Below are 24221 nucleotides of genomic sequence, written 5' to 3'. Positions count from 1 at the left end.
GAGGAGGATTACATGATGGCCAAACGCCGAGTCGCCTTTTATCTGATGACTATACCGGCATTACTTCTTTTCTTTGCCTTCCATACCTTTCCTGCAATTCAGGGTATATATTATTCGTTCACAAACTGGGACGGCTTTAGTGATAGCTTTGATTACGTAGGGTTTAAGAACTTCATTAACATTTTTCAAGACGAAAATGTGTTGAATTCATATGTGTTCACTTTTAAATATGCCATTTTAACCACAATTCTTATAAATATCATCAGCTTGTTGATTGCGCTTGGACTTAACGCCAAAATTAAAGCCAAAAACTTTTTCCGTGGCGTATATTTCTTGCCGAATATCCTCAGCGTATTGATTGTCGGCTTTATTTTTAACTACTTATTCGCTAATGTATTCCCTATTTGGGGTGCGAAACTCGGCAGCGAATTCTTATCACAGAACATTCTCGGTAACTCGGATTGGGCTTGGATCGGTATCGTCATTGTAGCCGTTTGGCAAGGGATTGCTTATAACACAATTCTCTATTTGGCGGGTCTTCAAACCATTCCTCACGATCTTTACGAAGCTTCCAATCTGGATGGTGCTAGCCGCTGGAGAGAATTCTGGAGCATTACGTTCCCAATGCTTGCTTCCTTCTTCACCATCAATATGGTGCTCGCGATGAAGGGCGGTCTGATGGTATTTGACCAAATCGTCGCTTTGACAGGCGGGGGTCCAGGTCGTTCAACACAATCTATTGCCCACTTAATCTACACAGGCGGCTTCCAAGGCGGAGAATTTGCCTATCAATCGGCGAACGCCGTAATTTATTTTATCGTGATTGTCGTTATCTCCGCCCTTCAGCTTAAATTTCTGCAGAAACGGGAGATGGACTTATGATCAAAAAATCAACCAATTGGCCAGTAACGATTCTTATCGCCCTAGGCTCACTACTGATCCTGTTTCCGCTTTACATGACCATTGCCATCGCACTCAAGAATCCCGAGGAAATGGCTCAATCTATCTTCTCGCTGCCAACCGGCCTGCATTTTGAGAACTTCTCCAATGCCATTAAGGCAACGAATTTCTTCAATGCATTAGGAAATAGTACCGTAATTACCATTACAACAGTTGTGTTCATATTGCTTACCAACTCCATGGTAGCCTATGCTATTGCACGTAATATGAAACGAAGATTTTTCAAAGTACTTTACTTCTATTTTATTAGCGCTATGTTTATCCCTTTCCAGATTATTATGCTGCCTGTGGTCAAAGTGACTACGGACCTGCACATGAACAACATTGTAGGGATTATTATTCTATACGTTGTTTATGGTCTGGCCTTTAACGTATTTGTATACACCGGTTATATCCGTTCCATTCCGTACGAACTGGAAGAAGCGGCAACAGTAGACGGTGCATCGACCTTCGGAACATTCTGGAAGATTATTTTCCCACTCCTTGCTCCTGTCAGTGCAACGATCGGTATCCTGTCTTGTCTGTCCACTTGGAATGACTTTATGTTACCGCTGGTTCTACTCGGCGATCAGGATTCCTACACACTTCCGCTTGTACAATATGTGTTCCAAGGGCAGTTCAGCACAGATTTCAACTTAGCGTTTGCTTCATATCTGCTCGCATTAACCCCGATGCTCATCGTTTACTTGTTCGCGCAAAAATGGATTATCAGCGGACTAACATCAGGGTCTATTAAATAAAACAGCTAGATCTATACAGAGATAGGAGATTATAACCTTGGAAAAGAAATGGTGGAAAGAAAGCGTAGTGTATCAAATCTACCCCCGCAGCTTCAAAGACAGCAACGGGGATGGCATTGGTGATCTGCAAGGGATTATTTCGAAACTCGATTATTTAAATCATCTTGGCGTCGACGTGGTCTGGCTATGCCCAGTGTACCAGTCGCCAAATGATGATAACGGTTATGATATCAGTAATTATCAAAGTATTATGGATGATTTCGGAACACTCTCCGATTGGGAGGAACTGTTAGCTGGACTTCACAGCCGCGGTATGAAGCTGATTATGGATCTCGTAGTTAACCATTCCTCAGATGAGCATGCCTGGTTCGTGGAATCCCGGAAATCGCAGGATAACCCTTATCGCGATTATTATATCTGGCGTCCTGGTAAAGATGGACAACCGCCTAACGACTGGGGCTCCTTTTTCAGTGGGTCGGCTTGGGAATACGATGAGAAGTCAGAAGAATATTACCTCCATCTCTTCTCACGAAAACAACCGGACCTAAATTGGGAAAATCCAAAGCTGCGCAAGGAAATCTACGATATGATGACTTGGTGGCTGGATAAAGGAATCGACGGATTCCGTATGGACGTAATCAACTTGATTTCCAAAGTACCGGAATTACCTAGCGTTTCTGAAGAAAGTAACGGAGATCAGCCTACGTACCACTTCGGAGGAGACTATTTTGTTAATGGTCCGCGCGTACATGAGTATATGCAGGAAATGAACCGTGAGGTCCTATCCAAGTACGATATCATGACCGTGGGTGAAGCCGTTAATGTCACTCCAGAAGAAGCTTCACTGTATGTTTCCGAGGATCGTAATGAGCTGAACATGGTATTCCACTTTGAGCTTATGGACGTCGATTCTGGACCTGGAGGCAAATGGAATGTACAACCTTGGAAGCTGGCGGACATTAAGTCCATTATTTCCAAGTGGCAAGTCGCACTGGACGGTAAGGGTTGGAACAGCTTGTATATGAACAACCACGATCAGCCGCGTATGTTATCCCGCTTTGGAGATGATAAGCTGTTCCCGAAAGAGTCTGGAAAAATGCTGGCAACGCTGCTTCACACTCTCCAAGGTACACCTTACATCTACCAAGGTGAAGAAATCGGTATGACAAATGTACAATTTGCTTCCATCGACGACTATAAAGATATTGAAATTCTAAATATGTATAAGGAATACTTGGCCGCCGGACACTCGGAAGAAAAAATCATGAATTCCATCTACATCAAAGGTCGGGATAATGGCCGTACGCCGATGCAGTGGAACTCGGAGCCTCAGGCAGGCTTCACTACCGGCACTCCGTGGCTGGCTGTGAACCCTAACTACAAAGATATTAATGTGGAGAAGGCTCTGGCTGATCCTGATTCTATTTTCCACTACTATAAGAAGCTTATTGAACTTCGTAAACAGCATGAGATTATCGTATACGGAAATTATACAATCTTGGCTGAAGAGCATGAGCAGGTATATGCTTATCTGCGAACTCTTGGAGAAGAACAACTGCTTGTTGTATTGAATTTCTTCGGAGAGCCTGCGACTTTCGAGCTTCCTTCTACTGTGAAATACCAAGCGAAGGAACTGCTCATTGCCAACTACGAAGTAAATCCAGAAGAAGAACTAAACACGATTCAGCTTCGTCCTTATGAAGCTCGTGTATATAAGCTTAGCTAATCGAACCCACTGGATCTGTTTATCTAAGTTCAATAGCAGAACTACAAAAAGGAGCCGCTCGGCTCCTTTTTGCTTGTCTATTTACTTGTAGGAACATTAATAATTCACTTTTTGTAGCTTAACCTTCCGTGTTTATAATTCCATAATGAATAAGATCATCATATTTATTTTCTTTGTAGATATGCTGTAATAAAATGCCTTCCTTTACCATTCCACATTTTTGCATCACCCGCCCAGAGGCTGGATTTGAAGCAAAGTGTCTTGCAAATACTTTATGATAATGCTTTTCTGAAAAAGCAAACGCAAGGATCGCTTTTGTTGCTTCAGTTGCATATCCTTTACCCCAATATTCCTCACCGATCCAATAGCCAACTTCACCATTTCGGTGTGCTTGCTTATTTGTCAGTCCTATAGCTCCACAGAGCTCGTTTGAATTTTTATCAGTAATCGCAAACTCATAATGTATATTATTGATAAAATTCTCTTCATGAGCTTCAATCCATGCTATTGCACATTCGACAGGGTATGGATAAGGTAGGGTCAGCGTACTTTTGTAGACATTATAATTATTGCAGAGATCAGAGACACGTTTTGCATCAGCTAATTCAAAGGGTCTCAACATCAATCTTTCGGTCGTAATTGTTCTCTTCTCTTGATTAAACATTGGTTTACCTCCGCTCAACAATCTCTCATACCATCGGCATCGCCAAACTCATATTCTCCGCTTCGATCACTATCGCTGTTAGTCCTGTCTCCGTGCGTGTCTCATGCCATTCGCCTTTGTCCCAATACACGGCAGAACCCGCGCTAACTGAAATATCTGCTTCTTCCCCTGCTCTGACCCAGCCTTCTCCACTAACGACCAGAAAAAGCTGTGGTATCGGAGCCTGATGCCAGCCCACAAGTCCATTCTCACCCAAGTGCATACAACCTACATGCGGAGAATCTGCCGCTGTCAGTATTCTCGACATCAAAAGCTGTTGACTGCCGAATGCATCTATCGATTTACCAGCTTCTTTGGCAAAGTTATATACACGCATCTTACAATGTTCCTCCTACAGTTACTGGATTCGAATTCACCTGTACCTGTCCCGCATTTAATTTCTCAATAATCGCCAATAAGAAGGTTTCCGCAAGACTGTTCTTTTTAATAGCTCTGGCAGCCTCTTCCAAAGTAAACCATTGTGCATGATCGACCTCAGCACTCACCTGACTTAAGTCCTCCGAATCTGCAACACCTATAAAATTCAGCATCAGCGTATTAGAAGGTGCGAAATACAAGCTGCGCATATATTCATAAGCTACAATATCAATTCCAACCTCTTCTTTTACCTCACGAATAAGTGTTGTTTCCGCATCTTCACCTTTATTCACGTACCCTGCAAGTAATATGTAATCTGGACGGTTATACTGCTGGATTAATAGAATCTTATTCATGTCCCGATTTAATACCGCCGTACTGATAGCTGTGCTGAAAATAGGGAATCTGAACATTTCACATGTATTACAATAAGGCACTTGCCCTTCCCCATCGCTTTCTTTCATTACTAACGCAGTTCCACATTCGAGACAATATTTCAAGCTGATCTCTTCCTTCTATAATAAAGTAGTCAATACCTATTCCAGTTGCGGTGGAACACGATGCTGCGTAGCTTGTTCAAACCCATAGGCTATGGCTAGGAGCGTAGGCTCACTATAAGCTTTTCCGGAAAAAACTACACCAAAGGGCCCCCTGGTAGGATCACCGTCAGCATCAATAATGCCCTGAGCTACAAATCCTGCTGGAACGGTAATTAACGGATACCCCAAGCGCGCTGCAATATACATACCATCTACATCACCAGGCAATAATAATGCATCCAAGCTATATTGTTCCAACACGTAATCTATTCCTTGCTCGAGTGCTACTGCTCTGTATTCTTGTTTCTTTTGCTGATATTCTTCTTCGGTTAAAGTTACTTCCTCTGACCTTGTTAATGTGTCTTGCCCATATTGTAATGCGATTTCGGCATGACGTTCATTATACGCTATCAATTCTTGCAAAGAGTGAACCGGAACGGAATCATCTACCCCAGATAAGTACGCATTGAGCCCCTTTTTAAATTCATAGCAGATCACATCATTATTCCAGTTTTGCTGTTCAACGTAAAGTTTAACTGGATCTATAATCGTAGCCCCTTCGTTCTTCAAGGTCTGAATAGCTGCTTCCATAATTGAAAGCCGCTCTGCATCTAAATGGTTATAATAATGCCGTGGGATGCCTATTCTTGCTTGCCGTATAAAGCTTTTATTTAAAAATGGAGTATAGTCTGTAAAAGCATGCTTCTCGCTCGAAAATGTTGCTTCATCCTTGTCATCTACTCCCGTTAATGCTCCCAAAATAATCGCCGCATCCGTAACCGTTTTAGCTATAGGCCCAGGGGTGTCTTGGCTAACTGAAATAGGAATTACTCCAGTACGACTGACTAATCCGACCGTGGGTTTGATCCCGACGAGAGCATGCTGACTGGCTGGACCAACAATTGATCCTGCGGTTTCCGTTCCAATCGATACTGCTGCCAAATTCGCCGCAATAGCTGCCGCAGGGCCAGAACTAGATCCGCTGACAAATACACTCCCAGGTCCATAAGGATTCAGCACTAGCCCTCCCCGTGAGCTATACCCAGCCGGCATTGAACTGGACATAAAGTTAGACCACTCCGACATATTCGTCTTCCCAAGCAAAACAGCCCCTGCCGACCGAAGCTTAGCAGCTACGAAGGAATCTTTTGCCGCAAATGATCCTGCTAAAGCTATTGAGCCAGCACTCGTATGCATTTTATCCGCGGTATCAATATTATCCTTCAATAATATAGGAATACCGTGTAGAATTCCCCGGCTTCCTTGTTCCTTACGTTCAATATCCAGTGCTCTCGCGATGTCCTTAGCGTCTGGATTAATTTCTAAGATTGCGTTTATATCTATATCGTACTTATGAATCCGTTCCAAATATGCAGCGACCAAATCTTCTGAGTTAACTACTCCTGCTTCCATAGCCGCTTGCAGTTTTTCAATATCCGCTTCTATTATCCATTCCTGAAGTTTGATCTTCATTAGAGCAGCTCCTTCAAATATAATCGCCTACGGCATCCTTATAAGGAAGGTAAGCGTTTAGCGAGAAATATAAGGATAAAGTATAGTGTGAAACGTCACTTTCTTGTATTTCAAAATAATGTAATTCTCCCTAGCATAAACCTACCATAAATTCTTAGCACAATGACATGACGAATTTGACTATAATTATTTTCACCTGTGATTTGACTCCCTCGCCTACAGATGATAGGGTATTTCCGAAGTTAAATTTTTCCGGGAGGGAATGCCCATGACGGAAGTAAAGCTTAGCATCGGATACGACGAATTTGAGGAAGGCCAAAGAATCGGCACAGAAATTGAGAAGCTTAGCAGCAGCTCTGAAAGTTCTTCGCTGACCAGCCTAATTATCGGCGATTGGGGCCAAGCTTACGAGAATGGTTCCGAAGAGGTTGTAGAGGCACTCGTTACGCATAGTGCTAGCTTCCCTGCTTTACGCAAGCTTTTCATAGGCGAGATGAGCTCTGAGGAATGTGAGATTTCTTGGATTACCCAAAGCGATCTATCACCGCTGCTCCCCGCTTTTCCAGAGCTGCAATCACTCACGATTCAAGGTGGGAATGAGCTGAGTCTCTCAGAACTAAAACACGACAAGCTAGAAGAACTGATTATTATAAGTGGAGGCTTAAGCACAACTGTTCTTGAACATATTGCAACTAGCCAATTGCCGAATTTGCGCAAGCTGGAGCTATATCTAGGCGTAGAAGATTACGGATTTGACGGCAGTCTCGCAGATCTTCTCCCTCTTATAGAAGTAGGAAAGTTCCCTAAACTTACTTATCTTGGTTTAAAAAACAGCCAGATTCAAGATGAGATCGCAGGTGCATTAGCAGACGCTCCTATTCTGGATCAACTGGATACGCTCGATCTGTCACTTGGTACCCTTAGCGACGAAGGTGCTGAATTACTTCTCGCCAGCGATCGAATCAAAGGACTGAAAGCACTAAACCTTAGCCATCATTATATGTCTGACGAAATGATTAACCGCTGGCAGAAGAGTGGATTACCTGTTGATGTAAGCGACAAGCAGGAAAGCGATGATGAGGAAGACTGGCGTTATCCTTCCATCACAGAGTGAGCCCCTCATGAGGCCGATGATTGTTATCGGTATTCCTGGTGATAAACGGACTAGCGGCATCCAGCAAGCGCGTTCCGATCTCGGAATGCCTCCTGCCATCATTTTATCGTACGCTGAGTTTCTGCAAGGTAGATCGTTAAGTGATCTTATGGAGGAGCAGAAGAAGCCGTTATCCAGTCAGCCCTCCGTTTATAACGGAATAGATCTCAATGCAGCTCCACCCTTACTGAGACTGGAATCACCTGGCAGCAGCTTCGAGATAGAACGAGCCTTAATCGCTTTGGGTGCGCCGGATTCGGATGATATGGACGATTCGCTTCACCCCTACGCCGATAGACCTGATCCGCGGCCACTCCGCGTGAAGGTAGCCCGTCAATTGAAGGACATGCAAGGTGTCCTGCATCATCCATCCCAATGGTTCCGCGGCTACTGCCGAATGCTGGCTAGACTACAGCGCGAAGCCAAAACCGCATGTCCGGGTTCGTTATGGTTAAATGACCCTGCCGAGATAGCGGCTATGACCGATAAACGCCAGACTCAACAGATTCTGAGTAAGGCGGGGATTCCAATCCCTCGCCCATTAGGCGAAGATCAGCAGCCTACGGATTATGGCTCTCTCCGGGAGATGATGTTATCCCGGCGCATGCACCGGGTATTCATTAAGCTGGCCTTCGGCTCTGCCGCTTCCGGAGTGGTCGCTTATCAGATCCATCCCGTGACGGGTGCCGAAATTGCCTTAACAACAGTGGGGGTCGAGAATTACATCACTCGACCACCCATTTACTATAATTCCGGTACACTGCGACGGTACACGGATACCGCCACAATCTCGGGAATTATGAACTGGATCTACCAGCACGGTGCTTATGCTGAGCAATGGATCCCTAAAGCGGGGCTTAAGGGAAAAGCATTCGATATTCGCCAGCTAGTCGTTCTCCGCGAGGCCTGCCACGCGGTTGCTCGGGTCAGCCCTACACCAATTACGAATCTGCATTTACGCAACCAGCGGATGTCTCTTTCGGAAGCCGGGCTGTCTGAATCCGTACAGGAGCAGGTGCAGAATACCGCTGTGCAAGCACTGGCTGCTTTTCCCCGTTCCGGGGTAGCCGGAATCGATGTACTGGTATCTGGGGGTTCACAGCAATGTTTTGTCGCGGATGTCAATCCATTTGGCGACTTGCTTTACGATGTGAAATACCGCGGCTGCAGCACCTACGAATGGGAGATGAAGGTATTGTCGGCTAGAGACTATATCACGCCTCCCTCCACACCGCTTATAAAGGAAGGATTATCTTAATGGATATGAACACCATCGTCGGCACTCATGACATTCTTATGATCACACTCGATACGCTTCGTTATGATGCTGCTGTTATGGAAGAAGCGAACTGCCCGAACTTGTGCGGAACCGGATCATGGGAGAAAAGACATACCCCAGGCAGCTTTACCTATGCCGCTCATCATGCCTTCTTCGGCGGCTTCTTGCCTACTCCAGCCACAACGGATAAGAAAGAACATATCCGCATGTTCCATTCCCGAAACACCGGAATGAAGACGCATCCCCATACCTGGCTGTTCGATACACCCGATATCGTATCCGGGCTTGCTGCCGAGGGCTACCGTACGATTTGTATTGGGGGGGTTATTTTTTTCACCAAAAAAAATCCACTCGCCCGTGTGCTACCAAGCTATTTCCAGCACAGCTACTGGCGGATGACGTTCGGGGTCACCAATCCGCGTTCCACAGAGCATCAGGTGAACCATGCCTTAAAGCTGCTAAAGGATACTCCAAGCGAGCAAAGACTGTTCATGTTCCTCAACGTCTCTGCCATTCACGGGCCGAACCATTATTTTATACCCGGTGCTAAAAAGGACTCCGTAGACAGCCAGCGCGCCGCACTCCGATATGTGGATGGTGAACTGGGCCGATTATTCGATGCCTTCCGGGAACGTGGCAATCCTACCTTCTGTCTAGCGTTTTCTGATCATGGAACCGCCTATGGTGAAGATGGCTATCAGGGGCATCGCTTGGCTCACGAGACCGTATGGAACGTCCCTTACCGGGAATTTATTTTATAAAGCATAAACGCCTTCGACGTCCTTATAAGGACGGTAAGCGTTTATGCGAGAAATATAAGACAATAAAGTATAGTGTGAAACTTATACTTTATTATATCTCAAGGAAAAGGAAAGGATGGAGAACTGTTATGACGTTATCGTCCTTCTCTTTAGAAGAGCTTCACCAATGGAAAGAAAACATTACTGCTCACCCTTACCGATCTTATCTGTATTCCTATCCACACAAAACAGCTTACAGGGATCTACAGCCGCCGATTCCACTAGAATCCTTATGGCAAGATGAGCCTGCAGAATCCTTTTTTCTATATATGCATATCCCGTTTTGCGGTGCTCGTTGTGGATTCTGCAACCTGTTCACCTTGCCTGATAAACGCGCGAATGTTCACGCTACATACGTAGACGCGCTAGAACGTCAGGCCAAGCAGTGGGCTGCATTCACCAGACATAAACCGTATGCCCGTTTTGCGATTGGTGGTGGAACACCTACATTACTGGCGGCAGATCAACTGCGCCGTTTATTCCACATTGCCGTAGATACGATGGGACTGGATACGAATACAGCCTCCATCTCAGTGGAAACTTCACCGGAGACCATTACCGAAGAGAAGCTGAATATTCTAAAAGAATATACGGTGGATCGGGTAAGCATGGGCATCCAAAGCTTTGTCGCTGCTGAATCAGCGGCCATTTATCGCCCGCAGAATCCGGATGTGGTATATCGGGCGCTGGAGCTACTGGGGAAATATGATTTTCCCATTCTAAATTTGGATCTGATTTACGGGCTTCCGGGGCAGACCGTCGACTCTTGGCTGTATTCGCTAAATCAGGCGCTTAGCCATGATCCAGAGGAAATCTTTATTTATCCGCTCTACACGCGTGAGCATACGATTGTGAAGCCAGGTGATATCCAGCGTCAGGAGGATATTCGCCTAGACTGCTACAAAGCCGCTGGGCAACTGCTTAATGCCAGAGGTTACCATCAATATTCCATGCGGCGTTTCGCCAAGGAAACCGCAGGAACGGATAAACCCATTCTTGACTATAGCTGTCAGGAAGAAGGAATGGTCGGGCTGGGCTGCGGGGCTAGATCCTATACTCGCAATGTGCATTACGCTTCCCGTTATGGGGTGAGCCGTAAAGCAACCGAGAGCATTATTGCCGATTACGTCAATACAGATCGTTACGATACGGCAGATTACGGAATTGTGCTAAGTCTGGAAGAACAGAAGCGCCGCTTTATTCTGAAGGCGATTTTACATAGCGAAGGTCTGAGGATTGAAGATTACAACCTGCGCTTCGGAAATTCACTCTGGGATGATTATCCTGAACTGTCGCGCCTGCTTCATACCGGCTTAGGGAAGGAAGCAGACGGCGTACTGCACCTTACTACCGAAGGTATGGGCTACTCCGATTCCATCGGTGATTGGTTTATTTCAGGAGAGATTCGAGCGCAGATGGAAAGGTTCATATTGCCATGAATGCGGTCCTCTACTACCGCGGCTCTCTCACCTCCTGCAACTATGACTGCCCGTACTGCCCTTTCGGCAAAACAAGAGACAGCGCAGCTACTCTCGCGAAGGATCGGCAAGGTCTGGAGACCTTTGTCGAGTGGGCCTCTTTGCAAGGTGCAGCGGGTCATCGGCTGTCTATCTTTTTCAATCCTTACGGCGAAGGACTGATTCACCGCTGGTACAAAGAAGCGATGATCACGCTCTCCAATATGGAGCATGTGGAGAAGGTAGCGATTCAAACGAACCTTTCGGCAAATCTTGATTTCGTCCAAAAGCTGAATCGAAGCAAGGTTGCCTTTTGGGCTACTTACCACCCCGGGCAAGTGAGCGAGGATAAGTTTCTAACGCAATGCATGACCTTGTACGAGAAAGAAGTGCCCTTCAGTGTAGGGAGCGTTGGGATTCGCAGCGCCTTTCCAGCGATAGCTTCGCTTCGCGCAGCATTACCGGAGCGTGTATATCTGTGGGTCAATGCTTATAAAGATAAACCGGATTACTATACAGCCGAGGATTTTTCCTTTCTGAGCAAGATTGATCCGCATTTTGCTGTGAATGCTATGGATTACGAAAGTCTTGGTCAAACCTGCAATGCTGGTAATGAAGTCTTTTATGTACAAGGTGCTGGACTGGTGAAACGCTGTTATAAGGACAGAGGTGTTATTGGCAATCTCTACCGCGATGGCTTGGAGGGTCTATCCGCTATAAGAAGCTGCCGAATGAAGGTGTGCGACTGTTATATCGGTTATATTCATATGCCAGAGCTGAAGCTGCAAAACATCTATGGATCAGGTCTGCTGGAACGAATCCCTTATGGCGCTATGAACCATTGAACCGAAAACAACAGTACGGTTAACTGTGTGTTAAATTTCAAGAAAAAGAACCCTGTCAGCATTTCTTAACAGGGTTTCTTTACTCTGTGTGGAATATGAACAGTAGCCCTCGTCTACAGGGCGACAGCAAACACTTAGTTGGAGGGATGAATAGCTGATGAAAAACATTATTAATTTTGCGCATCGCGGCGCATCGGCAGTGTGTCCGGAAAATACTATGGCAGCGTTCCGCAAAGGTCTTGAGTTAGGTGCAACCGGTATTGAAACCGATGTACAAATGACCAAAGATGGCGGACTTGTTCTTATTCATGATGAAACTCTAAACCGTACGACAAGCGGAAGCGGCTATGTGAAGGATAAGACCCTTGCAGAAATTTTGGAAGTGGACGCGGGCTCTTGGTTCAGTCCCGAATTTAAAGCTGAGCGCATTCCGATGCTGGAGGATTTGTTAGATCTGCTGCAAGGACGAGATACAGTACTAAATATCGAGTTTAAAAATGGTACTTTCTTTTACCCGGGTATGGAGGAAAAGGTTATCGCGGCTGTACGGGATTTCAAGATGAGCGATCGCGTGATTTTTTCGAGCTTCAACCATTATTCACTAGCTCACAGTAAAACGATCGCACCTGAGATCAAGACAGGAATTCTATACGGGGAAGGTCTGTATCGTCCTTGGGATTATGCAGCTACGCTTGGCGCAAACGCACTACATGCTTATCATCAAGCGGTACTTCCTGAATTTGTCGAAGAAGCAGCTAAACATGGCATCGCTTATCATCCTTGGACTGTTAATGATCCAGAGCGGATGAAGGCTTTAATCGAAGCTGGAGTATCAGGTATTATTACAGATCATCCAGATGTGCTGGCTGGGCTTCTAGCTAAATAATAAGGGAGTGTGACTGTGTGAAAAAAGTCTGGTTGCTCGGATTCGGCTTTTTCAGCATCAGCATTACGTGGAGTCTGTATAACGCATTTGTACCCTTTTTTCTAGAAAAATACGTACATAGTGTGGCACTTATCAGCTTCTTGATGACGATTGATAATTACTTTGCCTTATTCCTGCAGCCTTGGATCGGCAACCGCAGTGACCGCACTACCTCACGTTTTGGACGCAGAATGCCTTATCTTATGATCGGTATGCCTTTCGCTGCCGTGCTAACCATGCTGATTCCGTTCCATACCGGACTATTTACACTTCTGTTGTTTATGATGCTGATGAATCTGGCCATGAGCTTATACCGTTCACCAACCGTCGCCCTTATGCCGGATATTACACCTGAAGAACAGCGTACGAAGGCAAACGGGCTGATTAATTTCATGGGTGGGTTCGGTTCTATACTCGCTTTCGGCGTAGGTTCGATCCTGTATAAATCAAATCCAGCGCTTCCGTTTATCGTTGCTGGACTGATTACCTTGTTATGTCTGTTTATCGTATCACGCTTCATAAAAGAAAATCGGGATGGCGTAAACGTACAAATGAAGCTTCCTTCAGAAGCTGTTACTGCCACCAAGCCCTCACGTATTTCCTTTCGAAGTCAGCTTGACCGTACAACAGTATTTTTGCTAGCGGCGATTTTCTTCTGGTTCGTAGCTTATCAAGGCGTTGAGACACTGTTTACCTTATATGGCAAACATCATCTCGGTCTTAGTGAACAAGCGGCTTCTTTCTCGCTCACCTTCTTCTCTTTAGCTTTTGTGCTGTTCGCCATACCGAGCGGCTGGCTGGGCGGAAGATTCGGAAAGAAAAAGATGATCATCATCGGCGTATGCGGACTAATGACCATCTTTGCTCTTGTCGGTTTTGCAAAGGACCTTTTGCTCCTTCGTGGATTACTGTTGCTGGGTGGAGTCTTCTGGGCTTGCATTAATATCAATTCCTATCCTTATGTTGTGGCAACAGGAACAGAAGAAAGTATTGGCACACGAACAGGGATGTATTATCTGGTCTCTTCTCTGGCTGCCATCAGTTCGCCTCCACTACTGGGACTTATGATTGATATCTTTGATTACTCGATCCTGTTCTACGTGGCGGCGATTAGTATGGCAGTTGCTCTTGTCTGCTTGTTCCTCATGAAGGGCAGCAAACAAGTGACTAATAGTATTCATTCGCCTGGCGCATAATTTCATCCCAAGAGTATAGTTAGTCCAATAAAAATAGCGGCAGTCCAGGACTTATGATGAGGTCCATGGCTGCCGCTTGTATTTTACACAAACACATTCTAATTCTTATAGACGGAGTAACGCCCCGTACCGAGTTGTTTGGCGGCGTACATCGCTGTATCTGCTTCGTTAAGCAGCCTAAAATGATCCACCTTACCATGACTTATGCTGATCCCTATACTCATGGAGACGAACAAGTTATGCTCACCTAGCTGGTAACTCTTAGTCGTCTTCTCCAGAATCCGCACAGCAAGCTGCTCCGCTTCCTTCTGGGAGCAACCTTTAGCGACAATTACAAATTCATCCCCGCCCACGCGGAAGATATGACGTTTTCTTTTGCTGGAGAATTGAATTAACTTTTTACCCACCTCTTGCAGCAGTAAGTCCCCCACATGATGCCCCAAGCTGTCATTGATCGATTTGAAACGATTCAGATCCAGAAACAACACAGCAAGCTGTTCATTTACCTTGCACCGATCCCAAAAATGATCCATTCCATTCTTATTCAGTAACCCTGTCAAAGCATCCTTATATGCCAGCTCTTTCAATTGCTCTCTTTCAGCCCATACTAGATTCATTCGTGTAATCAAAAACATGATTAGGGCTATCGTAAGTCCATAGACCAATAGCGGTATAATAATCCCATCATCGGCCACTTCATTTCCCAGTAAAGTTTTTACGCCTAGCTGGTGCATGCTCCATAGGGAGGCGACGATAATGATAACGGAAAGGCCGGTATGAATCGCTCTTTTTTGAGGCGTTTTAGAAGAAATATCCCGGTAAAGCCTTAGTACTAAATAACCGGCCGCTGCTGCGATGAGAATGGATAATAACGTTTGTAAGTAAATCTGGACCTCTGCCACCTTAGATTCGCACATCCTTCTGACTACAAAAATGATTAGCTTTCTGAGCAATTACTATATTAAAATGCTCTGAACATTTTCTGAACACTAATTACATCGTCAAATGCTGCGCACAATTGTACAGCTCACAGTTCCAGGTTGCATCGGATTTAGTAATCTGAGTGATAGACGTATTGCTCAGCAAAACGGTTACGTTCAGATCTGGAATAAGTCGTCTAAGCGTACTACGCAAAATCGCACCATGGCTAACCACCAGTATACGACTGCCCGGATGTTTCTCCGCAATTTCTTCGATCGCCTGACTACCTCTGATCTCGCTGGCTTCTGGATTTTCCAGTCCCAAATCTAATGTCTTCCACCCGCTTCCCCAGCGTTCAACACGATCTTGTTCCGTAGTCCCCTCAATTAGCCCTGCGTTCATCTCACGGATACCCGGTGCTAAACCGGCGATCTCCATGCCGAGCCTTGTAGCAATTACCTCTGCTGTTTGTCTTGCTCTTAGTAAATCACTTGAATATAAATAGTCCCAATGTTCTGTGCTTAGCCGTTCGGCAAGAAGAGCCGCCTGCTCCAGGCCTTCAGTATCCAATGGATTATCCGTATGTCCTTGTGCTCTGCCTTCCTTATTCCACGCTGTGCTTCCATGGCGAATTAAGCCTATTGTAGTCATAAAGATCTCCCTTTAGTTGTTGAGTTCTAGTACTATTCTTTTAATGGTATCTATATTCTATCAGAATCCTTCCATGAGTATTTGAAAAATGAGAGTTATCCATGTTTTAGAACTTGAGGTATAATAAACCTTACCGCTTTTTACATCAGCTACAGGATAAGGAGATTTTGGTTAATATGAAAAAGTTATTGTTCCCGTTCTTTCTTGCATTCCTTCTATGTTTCATTCCGGTTTACACATTTTGTTCCTCCACTGTTGGTGCTGCTCCGGTTCCGAAAAACACCGTGTATGTGACCAAAAATAACCATTCGTACATCCCACTGCGCCTCTTAAATAATTTCACGGGCATACATGCTGAAATGAATGCGAGTGACAAACGTATAACCATTACGAACGCAGACACTAAGATTACACTTACTGTAGGACAAGCAGCTGCACTCGTCAATGACAAGTCCGTTACACTAACCGACTCCGCTTTTAGTGATAACGGTACGGTATATATCCCTTTGTCCTTTATCAGCAAAACGCTGGGCATTCAATTAGATTGGAATCAGGAAGCCTCTTCTGTAACCCTGACTAATAGCGATATTTCATCGACTGTTCCTGTACAGACTGGCGCACTTATCAAAACAGATTCCTCCCCCGTTGTCAGTGCTAGTAAAACTTTCAAGGTGGGTGGCAAATCTTACAAAGCCCAGACGGTTACGGTATCCCTACTGCATCCTAAGGTGAAGCTTGATGTTGTATTAGCAGGAAATACAATTGGAAAGGTAGAGGACCTGAGCAGTCTAGCTAAGCGCAATAATGCCGTAGTTGCAATTAATGGTACCTTCTTTGATGCTTACACCAAAGGGGCTTACAAGGCTCCTTACGGCTACATGGTCAGTGGCGGAAAAATGCTCAAAAATAGCTCCGGGGATCGCCGAACAATTTTCACCTATGACAGTAACCATCTTGCCTCGCTTATTCCAGGGCTGGATTTCACAAGCCGCTTCGCTTCCGGTTCCATGGAAGGAGCACTTCAAGCTGGTCCGCGACTTCTTGTGAACGGCAAGGTATCTCTTAATGTAGCGGCAGAAGGCTTCAAAGATCCTAAAATCTTAACCGGCGGCGGCGCCCGCAGCGCACTTGGTCTCACTCGGGACCACAAGCTGATTCTGCTGACCACTGGTGGAGCTACTATCCCGCAGCTGGCCGAAATGATGAAGCAGGCTGGTGCGTATCAAGCCATGAATCTGGATGGCGGCGCGTCGAGCGGACTGTACTACAATGGCAAATATCTCACGACCCCTGGGCGTCAGATTAGCAATGCGATTGTAGTTAAATATCAATAGAAAGATCTAGCCGGCGGATCGTACGCGCGTTGTGCTACGCTCCGTGCTTTGGTTTCGGTTTCGGCTTCGGCTTCGGCTTCGGCTTCTAAGAATACTTCTTTTGATGCTTCTATTGCAGTTTGTGCAATAGAAGCATTCTTTTTTATAGGAAAATGGGATTCTGTTGTATTTTGTACATTAGAATACGACGCATTTGTAATAGTCAGCCGTTCTCACAACAATTGATTGCAGAATGTGCAATAGAAGCAGATTCCAGCTGCTTTTTGATAGAATCTATTGTACAAAGTGCAATCAACAACAGAAGTTTCAACTCCTATGCGAGCATATCTTAACGTATCATTGTATTGTTCAGCCAAAATAAAAAAACAATAATCCCCTCGATGTCTTACGCATCAAGGGGATTATTTATGACGTGCTGCCAACCTACTTACTACTCACGTTTCCAGTGTTGAGATCATCACGAACAGCTTCATAAATGTGACCAGAGTACTCCCATACTTGCAGCCAAACTTCGGTATTAAACCCCAATTTTTCGTAGAACGGCTGCATCGAACCTACATAGACTTTGATAGCACCAAGCTCTCTTAAACGGTTAAATCCTTCATGCAAAACCGCCCGACCAAGTCCCAGTGATCTATATCTAATGGATGTGCCTACAGGCTCCAGTATGCCAATTCCATTAACACTGTCCCAAAAAATATTACAGAAGGAGACGACTTCACCAGCTTCGTTCACGATACTGAGATCTAAATGTGAGTTGTAGCTCGGCGCTTTTCTGATATTTCCATAATGCTGCAGCGTTAGCTCAGCCTCCGGTGTGTCTGCATAGTCGAAGGCCATAATATGTCCGAGTGCTTTTGAAGTCACATCGATCTCATCACCACTACAGATTCTGAAGCCAGAGGGTAGCGCAACAGGAAATTCTTTATCCAACTGCAGAGAGTTTACACTCTCCCGTTTCTTAGTTAGACTATAACCTCTCTTATTAGCAACCGCTGCAGCAGAGGACATGAACTCCGGTATTGGAACATACAGCTGTACGAAACCCTCATTCTCATCCCCAACTCTCTGTTCAGCAAAGGAAAACATGTCATCAAGCAAGCTTTCTGGAGGGTTCTTCTCTGCACATTGAAAGTAAAATCCATCGTCCATGCATACTACGGCAGCCAGCTCTCCATCATCATACTCCCATAAGCCTACGTTTCGTTCCCACTGATCCAGCGTCCCACCTTGCGTCTCTTGAAAATAAATAACGAATTCCCAGCGGTCTATAAGCCAAGTATTTGGACCTTTTAGCTTACTATAACTATGTATAAGAAAATCACGGACCTTAAGCAGATCTTCAGAACGGTAAGGTCTAAAATTAAATTTCATTTTCCACACCCCTTTCCTTTAATTTCATATTACAGGGGATTAAAAATCAATAACATGTCAAATTTAGTTATTATTATTTAATACGCCAAAAAATGAATAGTGCGTTCACAAAATACCAATTTCCGAGTAAAAATCAATACCTCTACCGAACTGTTAAATGTACAAAGTACAACTAAACGGATTCTGGTGGTGATTTAAGCAGAAATAGATGTACAAAGCACCTTAAATTAAGCTTACCCTCTGAAGCAAGTTAGCGTTTCTCCTAAGCGATACTGAGAATAAAGTTGAATGAATCTCTACCTGCCTCTATTAAAAGGGTTAGTCAAGTAAATAGTGGTTTAATGAATCCGGTTCCGGTTCCGGTTGGCGAAACAGTGACTTAACGTTAAACTTGCTATAGTTATTCAATACCACTGGCAAGGAGGCCCTGATTCATGTCCAAGGCCGATCATATGTTATCTATTCTCTGGATGCTCAAGCAGCGGGGAAGAACCGCCGGAGAACTAGCTGAAGCGTTAGAGATCAGTGTCCGCTCCGTATACCGTTACATCGACGCGCTTTGCATCAGTGGTGTACCCGTTATCGCAGATAGCGGACCTGGCGGCGGTTATAGCTTACCCGAACATTTTATCGAAGCTCCATTATTCTTTGATTCCGAAGAACAACGCGCCCTTCTACAAGCCTCATCCTTTGCTAAGGGAACCGGTTATCCTTATGTAGATGCTCTAGACCGAGCCCTCTCTAAGCTCAAAAGGTATAGCAATGCGCAGCAATTAGAACAGATGGAGCGGCATGAGAATGGTATTGAGACGATCCACTCTCCTTCCCCGCCGCTTAGCCACCTGATCCAAGAATTAGAGCTGGGGACAGCCAACGGGTACACCCTGCAAATGGAGTATCGTAAGGGGAATGGAGAAAACATATCCTCCCGAGCTATTGATCCTTACGGACTTGTATTGTGGAAGGGCCAATGGTACACCGTAGCTTACTGCCACGAGCGGCAAGAAATTCGCAGTTTCCGGGTCGATAGAATGGTTGAACTCCACCGTACAGAAGCTGTGTTTGCTCGTCCTGCTGACTTCTCTGCACGTGATTTTTTGTTAAAAAACTTACTGCCTGCACGCAATACGGATGCGGAACTAGTTACAGTAATCATCGCATCAGACGAAGGAATCTTGAATGATTTATGCAGCCATTGGTTATTCGGGCATACGCTGGTACAGCGCATGGAAGGACAAGCCCGCTTTCTAGTAGACGAAGCTTCTTTACTCACCTATTTGCCCTATTTCTTGTTGCCTTATGGAACCACGTTACGCATCATAGAACCTTCTTCACTGAAAGAAAGACTAGCTGACATTGCCTCCAACTTAGCAGCTCATTATAAAACTTAAATTATTCTTTAGGATCACTGACCGTAGTTGTCAGTGATCCTTTTATATAGTGTAAAAGAGTAAGAGGAGTTAAGGAAAGTAGAAACCAAGGAGGAATAACCAATGAAAGAACTTCACTATGAGTTTTATATTGACGGAACACCTGAGCAGGTATGGGAAACCTTAATCTCTCCGGAAGGTACGAAGCAGATTTATTACGGCAGCGTTATTCGTTCGACCTTCAAAGAAGGAGAATTACTGGAATACATCGGGCCCGGTGCAGATGGAGATGAAACGCTGCATGTCTATGGGACTCTGCTCGAGTTCACCCCACAAAAAGCACTACGTTTCACTCATCAGGTCGGCCCCTCCTATCATAAAGGACATGAAAGATATGAATCGCGTATTTCTTGGCTGCTTGGACCGGTGGGTGGAACTACAAAGCTCACGCTTATCCACGATGAATGGCATCCTGAAGATCCTTCGTATGCCGGAAGCACCAGCGCTTGGTGGCAAATTCTAAGTAATACCAAAACCTTAGTAGAGACTGGTCGCACGCTTGATTTTGGAAGCTGGACGTAACATCACGGCTGATACAACTTGGATTAGACTGTTCCAATTAAAGACAAGCCTATGAGTAGACTCAACCTTAGCCCCTCGGCTGGAGAGCGCAAGCCTTCTTCCGTTAGGGGCTTTTTGCTGCCTAAATTAATTTTGCCTTAGGGAAACATTCTTGTTGCAGGGACAAAGTTGTTCGCATATACTAATATTGTGTTAGACCGCAAGAAAAATTCCAATGCACAAAATAATAACCATAAAAATACAAATAACAATAGATGAAAGAAGGAGATCTTATGTCTGGAACTAGTATTCCATTATCAGAAGCGGCTAAAGGCAGCACGCTACGTATCAGCGGCATTGAAGTTCAGGGCGTACTTAGAAGAAGATTACTGGATCTCGGGTTTGTAGTGGGGAATGCCGTAGAGGTATTGCGACGCAGTCCATTAGGAGATCCTATAGCTTTTCGGGTAAGCAACACGACCATTGCATTGCGTAGAGAAGAAAGTTCTTTAATATTCGGAGAAGTAATCGGAGGTGTTGAGGCATGAGTCAGTTCACAGTCGCTTTTGCAGGCAATCCTAACACTGGCAAAAGCACGCTTTTCAATCTGCTGACCGGCATGCGCCAGCATACTGGAAACTGGGCAGGTAAAACCGTCATTACTGCTGAAGGCGAGTTTAAGCATAAAGACCATACGTACCTAGCAGTAGATCTTCCTGGTACGTATTCCTTGTACTCGAATTCCGCTGATGAAGAAGCGGCTAGAGATTATATTATTTTTGAACAACCCGATGTGACACTAGTCGTACTTGATGCTACTTCGCTAGAACGAAACCTCAACCTTGCCTTGCAAGTGCTAGAGATTACCGGGCGGACTGTCGTCTGCATCAACCTCATTGATGAAGCCCGAAAACTGGGTATCGACATCAATCTGAAGCGCATTTCCAAACGTCTCGGCGTGCCTGTTGTAGCGATATCAGCTCGTAATAAAATCGGCATTGAGGCGTTATTGGACCAGGTGGAGAGAGTCGCTACAGGTGCATTCACCGCACAACCACTGCGAATTACGTACAACGAGGAGATTGAACGAGGAATTGCAGAGCTTACCCCACTGGTAGAACAAACCATCGGCAGCAAATACCCAGCCCGCTGGATTGCACTCCGCCTGCTGGACGGTGATGACAGCCTACTAACTTCTCTTAAAGAGAACATGAAGGATAAAGATTTACCTGAAGCAAAGGAGGTCATCGGTCATGGAGTCACCGCATATCACTAAGGGATTAGATCCTTTAGATTCCCTGCTGTCTACAGCGAAGAAGCTCGCTGACAGCGGATCGATTCGAGATGAGATTGTAAGCGGCATTTACGGCGTATCCGCAGGCATTTGCGGGGATGCAGTCACTTATCAAGATAAGAAAAAGCTGAACAGCACTTATAAGCTAGATAATATCGTTACCTCAAAAATATGGGGATTCCCTATTATGCTCGCCATCCTCGGTATCGTGTTCTGGATTACAATTGCCGGCGCCAACTATCCTTCAAGCTGGCTAGCTTCCTTCTTCGGCTTCATTGAAGGTTATCTGACGGCCGGATTCGAGGCGATCCATGCTCCCGCTTGGCTGCACGGTGTGCTTGTTCTCGGATTATATCGAGGAACCTCATGGGTAATCAGCGTCATGCTGCCGCCAATGATGATATTTTTCCCAGTGTTCGCGCTGCTTGAGAATTTCGGGTATCTGCCAAGAGTTGCTTTTAACATGGACCGGTTGTTCAAAAAATCAGGAGGCCACGGCAAGCAAGCGTTGACCATGTCTATGGGTTTCGGCTGTAATGCCGCCGCTATCCTCTCCACACGAATCATCGAATCGCCGCGTGAACGGATGCTCGCGATTTTGACCAACAATTTCGTTCCATGTAACGGCCGCTGGCCGACATTGATTTTACTGTCTTCCTTATTCATGGCAGGTGCCGCTACGACAGGCGCACTCCGTTCGCTCACAACCGCCTCCGTACTTATGGGGATGGTGCTAATCGGCATCGTTGTTACACTGACGGTTTCCTGGGTCATGTCCAAAACTGCGCTGCGCGGTGTTCCAACACATTACACACTGGAACTCCCACCCTATCGCCGGCCGCAAATTTGGAAGACCATACTTATTTCCTCCAAAGATAAGTCCTTAAACGTACTTACTCGGGCAATCGTGGTAGCTGCGCCTGCTGGAATTATCACTTGGATTTTAGGTAATCTGTTTATTGGCGGGGATTCTGTCCTGAATCATATGGCTGCATTCTTTGATCCCTTTGCACACATGCTCGGCATGGATGGCTTTATCATCATGGCCTTTATTCTTGGTCTTCCTGCAAATGAAATCGTCCTGCCTATCCTGCTTATGGGCTATATGTCCTCAGGAGCTATGGTCGATATCGACAGCTTGGGCAGCATCAAAGATGTCTTTTTATCACATGGCTGGACTTGGCTGACCGCACTTAACATGATGCTGTTCTCCTTGCTCCACTATCCTTGCGGTACGACACTCGTGAACATCTATAAGGAAACGAAAAGCATGAAGTGGGCTGTTCTCTCCGCAGTCATCCCACTCGGTATCGCCATTGGAGTAACCTTCGTTGTTGCACAACTCGCTCGGTTGTTCGGGTGGGTGTGACGTAAGCTTGCGGCATGAATTCACCTGACATCAGCGAACTTTAACTGATTTCAACTTACATTAACTAAATTTACCTTGTCTCACCTTACAACATCTAATGTTAACCGTATCTCACAAAATTCCGCCCTCCTTGAACTCATAATTAGGGAAATTCTCCCCAAAATTCGAACTTTGTAAGTGCAAATTAAACTTTTTGCGGAAATTCTCCCTAATAAATAGTCGATTATAGGAAAAATAGGCGGTTTCCGCAGAATTTTAGGGAGGAATTCCTCAATTATCGATCATATAGAATAAAATACGATTAAATTAGGGATGATTTCCCTAATTTCGAGTTTTGATGATCCGAGCTATATTTGAGCACCAGCACCCACACTGCACACCACCTATTTAAGGTCAGCTCAAACAAATAAGCGGTCGCCAGAATAACTCTCCGGCGACCGCTTATTTCATCACGACATAACGTGACCCTACAATTAGCGTCATTTTTTTCGCGTTCCACCATCTCTACGACGGTAGATCACAGCGCCAACTATCGCTATCAAAACGATAATGACTCCACTGATCCCAACATTCACAAGTGGAAAAGAGTCACTGTCCGCAGCTGGTTTCCCCTCAACATCAGTCGCACCATTATTCCCAGCTCCTGATTTCGGCGAATGATTTGATGTTACCTCCGGAGTAGCAGTAGGAGTCCCTGCCGATATACTAGGTCCAAGCTCCTTCAGATCCTCTGATGCCGAGGCAAGCAGCTTCGTTCGACTGCATAAACTGGCCACTATTTCACCTGAATCTCCTTCCCTATTATCATTTGCATAGACGATATAACTTTCCCCTTCCACGAATTCAAACCCGCAGCTGGCAGACGATAAAGCAGTGGTCAAGGTAACCTTATTCCCCTCGACCCCTTTCCAGCTGGAACCAACCTCAAAGGTTACTTTTACTGGATCCGCGGATGAGATTATAGTTCCCCTTGGCTCCTTTATCTTTACTACCTTCCCCACAAAGACGGCCGAGCTTGACTCCAGAGCCTCAAGCGGCTCCGCGGGTACAACACAGGAACATGCATAAGTAACGGAGGGACGCACCGTCAGCAAAGCCATAAATATTAATGTAATACATAGAATTATCATCACTGGACTTCGAAAATTGAACTTTCGCACCTTAATAACCTCC

The 24221-nt window shown here is 45.3% G+C and carries 24 protein-coding genes; 16 read left to right on the top strand and 8 right to left on the bottom strand.

Going from position 1 to position 24221, the window contains the following annotated elements; genetic code table 11:
• The first annotated feature begins 15 nt into the window (after window positions 1-15).
• The 3 genes from ACN6MV_RS05695 to ACN6MV_RS05685 are packed head-to-tail and all read left to right on the top strand — an operon-like array spanning window position 16 to window position 3426.
• The gene (locus ACN6MV_RS05695) at window positions 16-882 is read left to right on the top strand and encodes a carbohydrate ABC transporter permease (protein WP_036680400.1); all 867 of its coding nucleotides are present in this window, start codon (window positions 16-18) and stop codon (window positions 880-882) included.
• A complete protein-coding gene (locus ACN6MV_RS05690) occupies window positions 879-1700 on the top strand; it encodes a carbohydrate ABC transporter permease (RefSeq protein ID WP_170880249.1) in 822 nt (273 codons plus the stop codon). Before ACN6MV_RS05695 ends, ACN6MV_RS05690 begins: the two co-directional genes overlap by 4 nt.
• Window positions 1701-1737: 37 nt before the next feature.
• Window positions 1738-3426: a glycoside hydrolase family 13 protein gene (locus ACN6MV_RS05685; RefSeq protein ID WP_375105003.1), complete on the top strand. Its 1689-nt coding sequence runs from the start codon at window positions 1738-1740 to the stop codon at window positions 3424-3426.
• 118 nt (window positions 3427-3544) lie between these two features.
• On the opposite strand, the gene ACN6MV_RS05680 is transcribed toward ACN6MV_RS05685, so the two are convergent.
• From ACN6MV_RS05680 to ACN6MV_RS05665, 4 genes are read right to left on the bottom strand one after another with little or no spacing between them, the layout of a single operon-like run.
• Window positions 3545-4090 (bottom strand): GNAT family N-acetyltransferase, encoded by a 546-nt coding sequence (locus ACN6MV_RS05680; RefSeq protein WP_375105002.1) that lies wholly within the window; start codon window positions 4088-4090, stop codon window positions 3545-3547.
• Window positions 4091-4115: 25 nt separating this feature from the next.
• A complete protein-coding gene (locus ACN6MV_RS05675; RefSeq protein WP_419885883.1) occupies window positions 4116-4466 on the bottom strand; it encodes a cupin domain-containing protein in 351 nt (116 codons plus the stop codon).
• 1 nt (window position 4467) lies between these two features.
• On the bottom strand, window positions 4468-5007 hold the full coding sequence (locus ACN6MV_RS05670; protein WP_419885882.1) for an NAD(+) diphosphatase: 540 nt from the start codon (window positions 5005-5007) through the stop codon (window positions 4468-4470).
• Window positions 5008-5043: 36 nt separating this feature from the next.
• Entirely contained in the window at window positions 5044-6519 is a 1476-nt protein-coding gene (locus ACN6MV_RS05665; RefSeq protein ID WP_419885881.1) for an amidase family protein, read from the bottom strand.
• Between the two features lie 268 nt (window positions 6520-6787).
• Between ACN6MV_RS05665 and ACN6MV_RS05660 the strand changes: the two genes are divergently transcribed.
• From ACN6MV_RS05660 to ACN6MV_RS05630, 7 genes are all read left to right on the top strand, one after another.
• A complete protein-coding gene (locus ACN6MV_RS05660) occupies window positions 6788-7633 on the top strand; it encodes an STM4015 family protein (RefSeq protein ID WP_375104998.1) in 846 nt (281 codons plus the stop codon).
• A complete protein-coding gene (locus ACN6MV_RS05655) occupies window positions 7593-8930 on the top strand; it encodes an STM4014 family protein (protein ID WP_419885880.1) in 1338 nt (445 codons plus the stop codon). The genes ACN6MV_RS05660 and ACN6MV_RS05655 overlap by 41 nt, the downstream gene beginning before the upstream one ends.
• Window positions 8930-9712 (top strand): STM4013/SEN3800 family hydrolase, encoded by a 783-nt coding sequence (locus tag ACN6MV_RS05650; RefSeq protein ID WP_042124668.1) that lies wholly within the window; start codon window positions 8930-8932, stop codon window positions 9710-9712. Before ACN6MV_RS05655 ends, ACN6MV_RS05650 begins: the two co-directional genes overlap by 1 nt.
• A 128-nt stretch (window positions 9713-9840) precedes the next feature.
• A complete protein-coding gene (locus ACN6MV_RS05645) occupies window positions 9841-11190 on the top strand; it encodes an STM4012 family radical SAM protein (protein ID WP_375104995.1) in 1350 nt (449 codons plus the stop codon).
• Window positions 11187-12053, top strand: a complete 867-nt coding sequence (locus ACN6MV_RS05640; RefSeq protein WP_375105350.1) for an STM4011 family radical SAM protein — start codon at window positions 11187-11189, stop codon at window positions 12051-12053. The genes ACN6MV_RS05645 and ACN6MV_RS05640 overlap by 4 nt, the downstream gene beginning before the upstream one ends.
• A 157-nt stretch (window positions 12054-12210) precedes the next feature.
• Entirely contained in the window at window positions 12211-12939 is a 729-nt protein-coding gene (locus ACN6MV_RS05635; protein ID WP_042124663.1) for a glycerophosphodiester phosphodiesterase, read from the top strand.
• A 17-nt stretch (window positions 12940-12956) separates the two neighbouring features.
• Window positions 12957-14174 carry an SLC45 family MFS transporter gene (locus tag ACN6MV_RS05630; protein WP_341110838.1) on the top strand — a complete coding sequence of 406 codons (1218 nt, stop codon included), beginning with the start codon at window positions 12957-12959 and terminating at the stop codon, window positions 14172-14174.
• Window positions 14175-14272: 98 nt separating this feature from the next.
• On the opposite strand, the gene ACN6MV_RS05625 is transcribed toward ACN6MV_RS05630, so the two are convergent.
• Together ACN6MV_RS05625 and ACN6MV_RS05620 are read right to left on the bottom strand one after the other, a co-directional pair.
• Window positions 14273-15091, bottom strand: a complete 819-nt coding sequence (locus ACN6MV_RS05625; RefSeq protein ID WP_081389765.1) for a GGDEF domain-containing protein — start codon at window positions 15089-15091, stop codon at window positions 14273-14275.
• Between the two features lie 76 nt (window positions 15092-15167).
• Window positions 15168-15746, bottom strand: a complete 579-nt coding sequence (locus ACN6MV_RS05620; protein ID WP_042124659.1) for a histidine phosphatase family protein — start codon at window positions 15744-15746, stop codon at window positions 15168-15170.
• Window positions 15747-15922: 176 nt separating this feature from the next.
• Between ACN6MV_RS05620 and ACN6MV_RS05615 the strand changes: the two genes are divergently transcribed.
• Window positions 15923-17080 (top strand): phosphodiester glycosidase family protein, encoded by a 1158-nt coding sequence (locus tag ACN6MV_RS05615; protein ID WP_076117945.1) that lies wholly within the window; start codon window positions 15923-15925, stop codon window positions 17078-17080.
• A 423-nt stretch (window positions 17081-17503) separates the two neighbouring features.
• On the opposite strand, the gene ACN6MV_RS05610 is transcribed toward ACN6MV_RS05615, so the two are convergent.
• Window positions 17504-18454: a GNAT family N-acetyltransferase gene (locus ACN6MV_RS05610; RefSeq protein ID WP_052414471.1), complete on the bottom strand. Its 951-nt coding sequence runs from the start codon at window positions 18452-18454 to the stop codon at window positions 17504-17506.
• A gap of 434 nt (window positions 18455-18888) precedes the next feature.
• Between ACN6MV_RS05610 and ACN6MV_RS05605 the strand changes: the two genes are divergently transcribed.
• The 5 genes from ACN6MV_RS05605 (at window position 18889) to ACN6MV_RS05585 (ending at window position 23048) form a co-directional block, all read left to right on the top strand.
• Entirely contained in the window at window positions 18889-19845 is a 957-nt protein-coding gene (locus tag ACN6MV_RS05605; RefSeq protein WP_042124655.1) for a helix-turn-helix transcriptional regulator, read from the top strand.
• Window positions 19846-19947: 102 nt separating this feature from the next.
• The gene (locus ACN6MV_RS05600) at window positions 19948-20406 is read left to right on the top strand and encodes an SRPBCC domain-containing protein (protein WP_419885879.1); all 459 of its coding nucleotides are present in this window, start codon (window positions 19948-19950) and stop codon (window positions 20404-20406) included.
• A gap of 272 nt (window positions 20407-20678) precedes the next feature.
• Window positions 20679-20933, top strand: a complete 255-nt coding sequence (locus ACN6MV_RS05595) for a FeoA family protein (RefSeq protein ID WP_042124651.1) — start codon at window positions 20679-20681, stop codon at window positions 20931-20933.
• On the top strand, window positions 20930-21661 hold the full coding sequence (locus ACN6MV_RS05590; RefSeq protein ID WP_419885878.1) for a FeoB small GTPase domain-containing protein: 732 nt from the start codon (window positions 20930-20932) through the stop codon (window positions 21659-21661). The genes ACN6MV_RS05595 and ACN6MV_RS05590 overlap by 4 nt, the downstream gene beginning before the upstream one ends.
• Window positions 21639-23048 carry a nucleoside recognition domain-containing protein gene (locus ACN6MV_RS05585; protein WP_076117948.1) on the top strand — a complete coding sequence of 470 codons (1410 nt, stop codon included), beginning with the start codon at window positions 21639-21641 and terminating at the stop codon, window positions 23046-23048. Before ACN6MV_RS05590 ends, ACN6MV_RS05585 begins: the two co-directional genes overlap by 23 nt.
• 479 nt (window positions 23049-23527) lie before the next feature.
• Here the strand turns inward: ACN6MV_RS05585 and ACN6MV_RS05580 are convergent, their stop codons facing one another.
• Complete coding sequence (locus ACN6MV_RS05580; RefSeq protein WP_375104986.1) at window positions 23528-24208, bottom strand: hypothetical protein; 681 nt, start codon at window positions 24206-24208, stop codon at window positions 23528-23530.
• Between the last annotated feature and the right edge of the window lie 13 nt (window positions 24209-24221).

Origin of the sequence: Paenibacillus sp. B-A-8, assembly GCF_048572915.1 — a bacterium.
Taxonomy (GTDB): domain Bacteria; phylum Bacillota; class Bacilli; order Paenibacillales; family Paenibacillaceae; genus Paenibacillus_AQ.
This window is presented reverse-complemented; position numbering and strand designations above follow the sequence as displayed.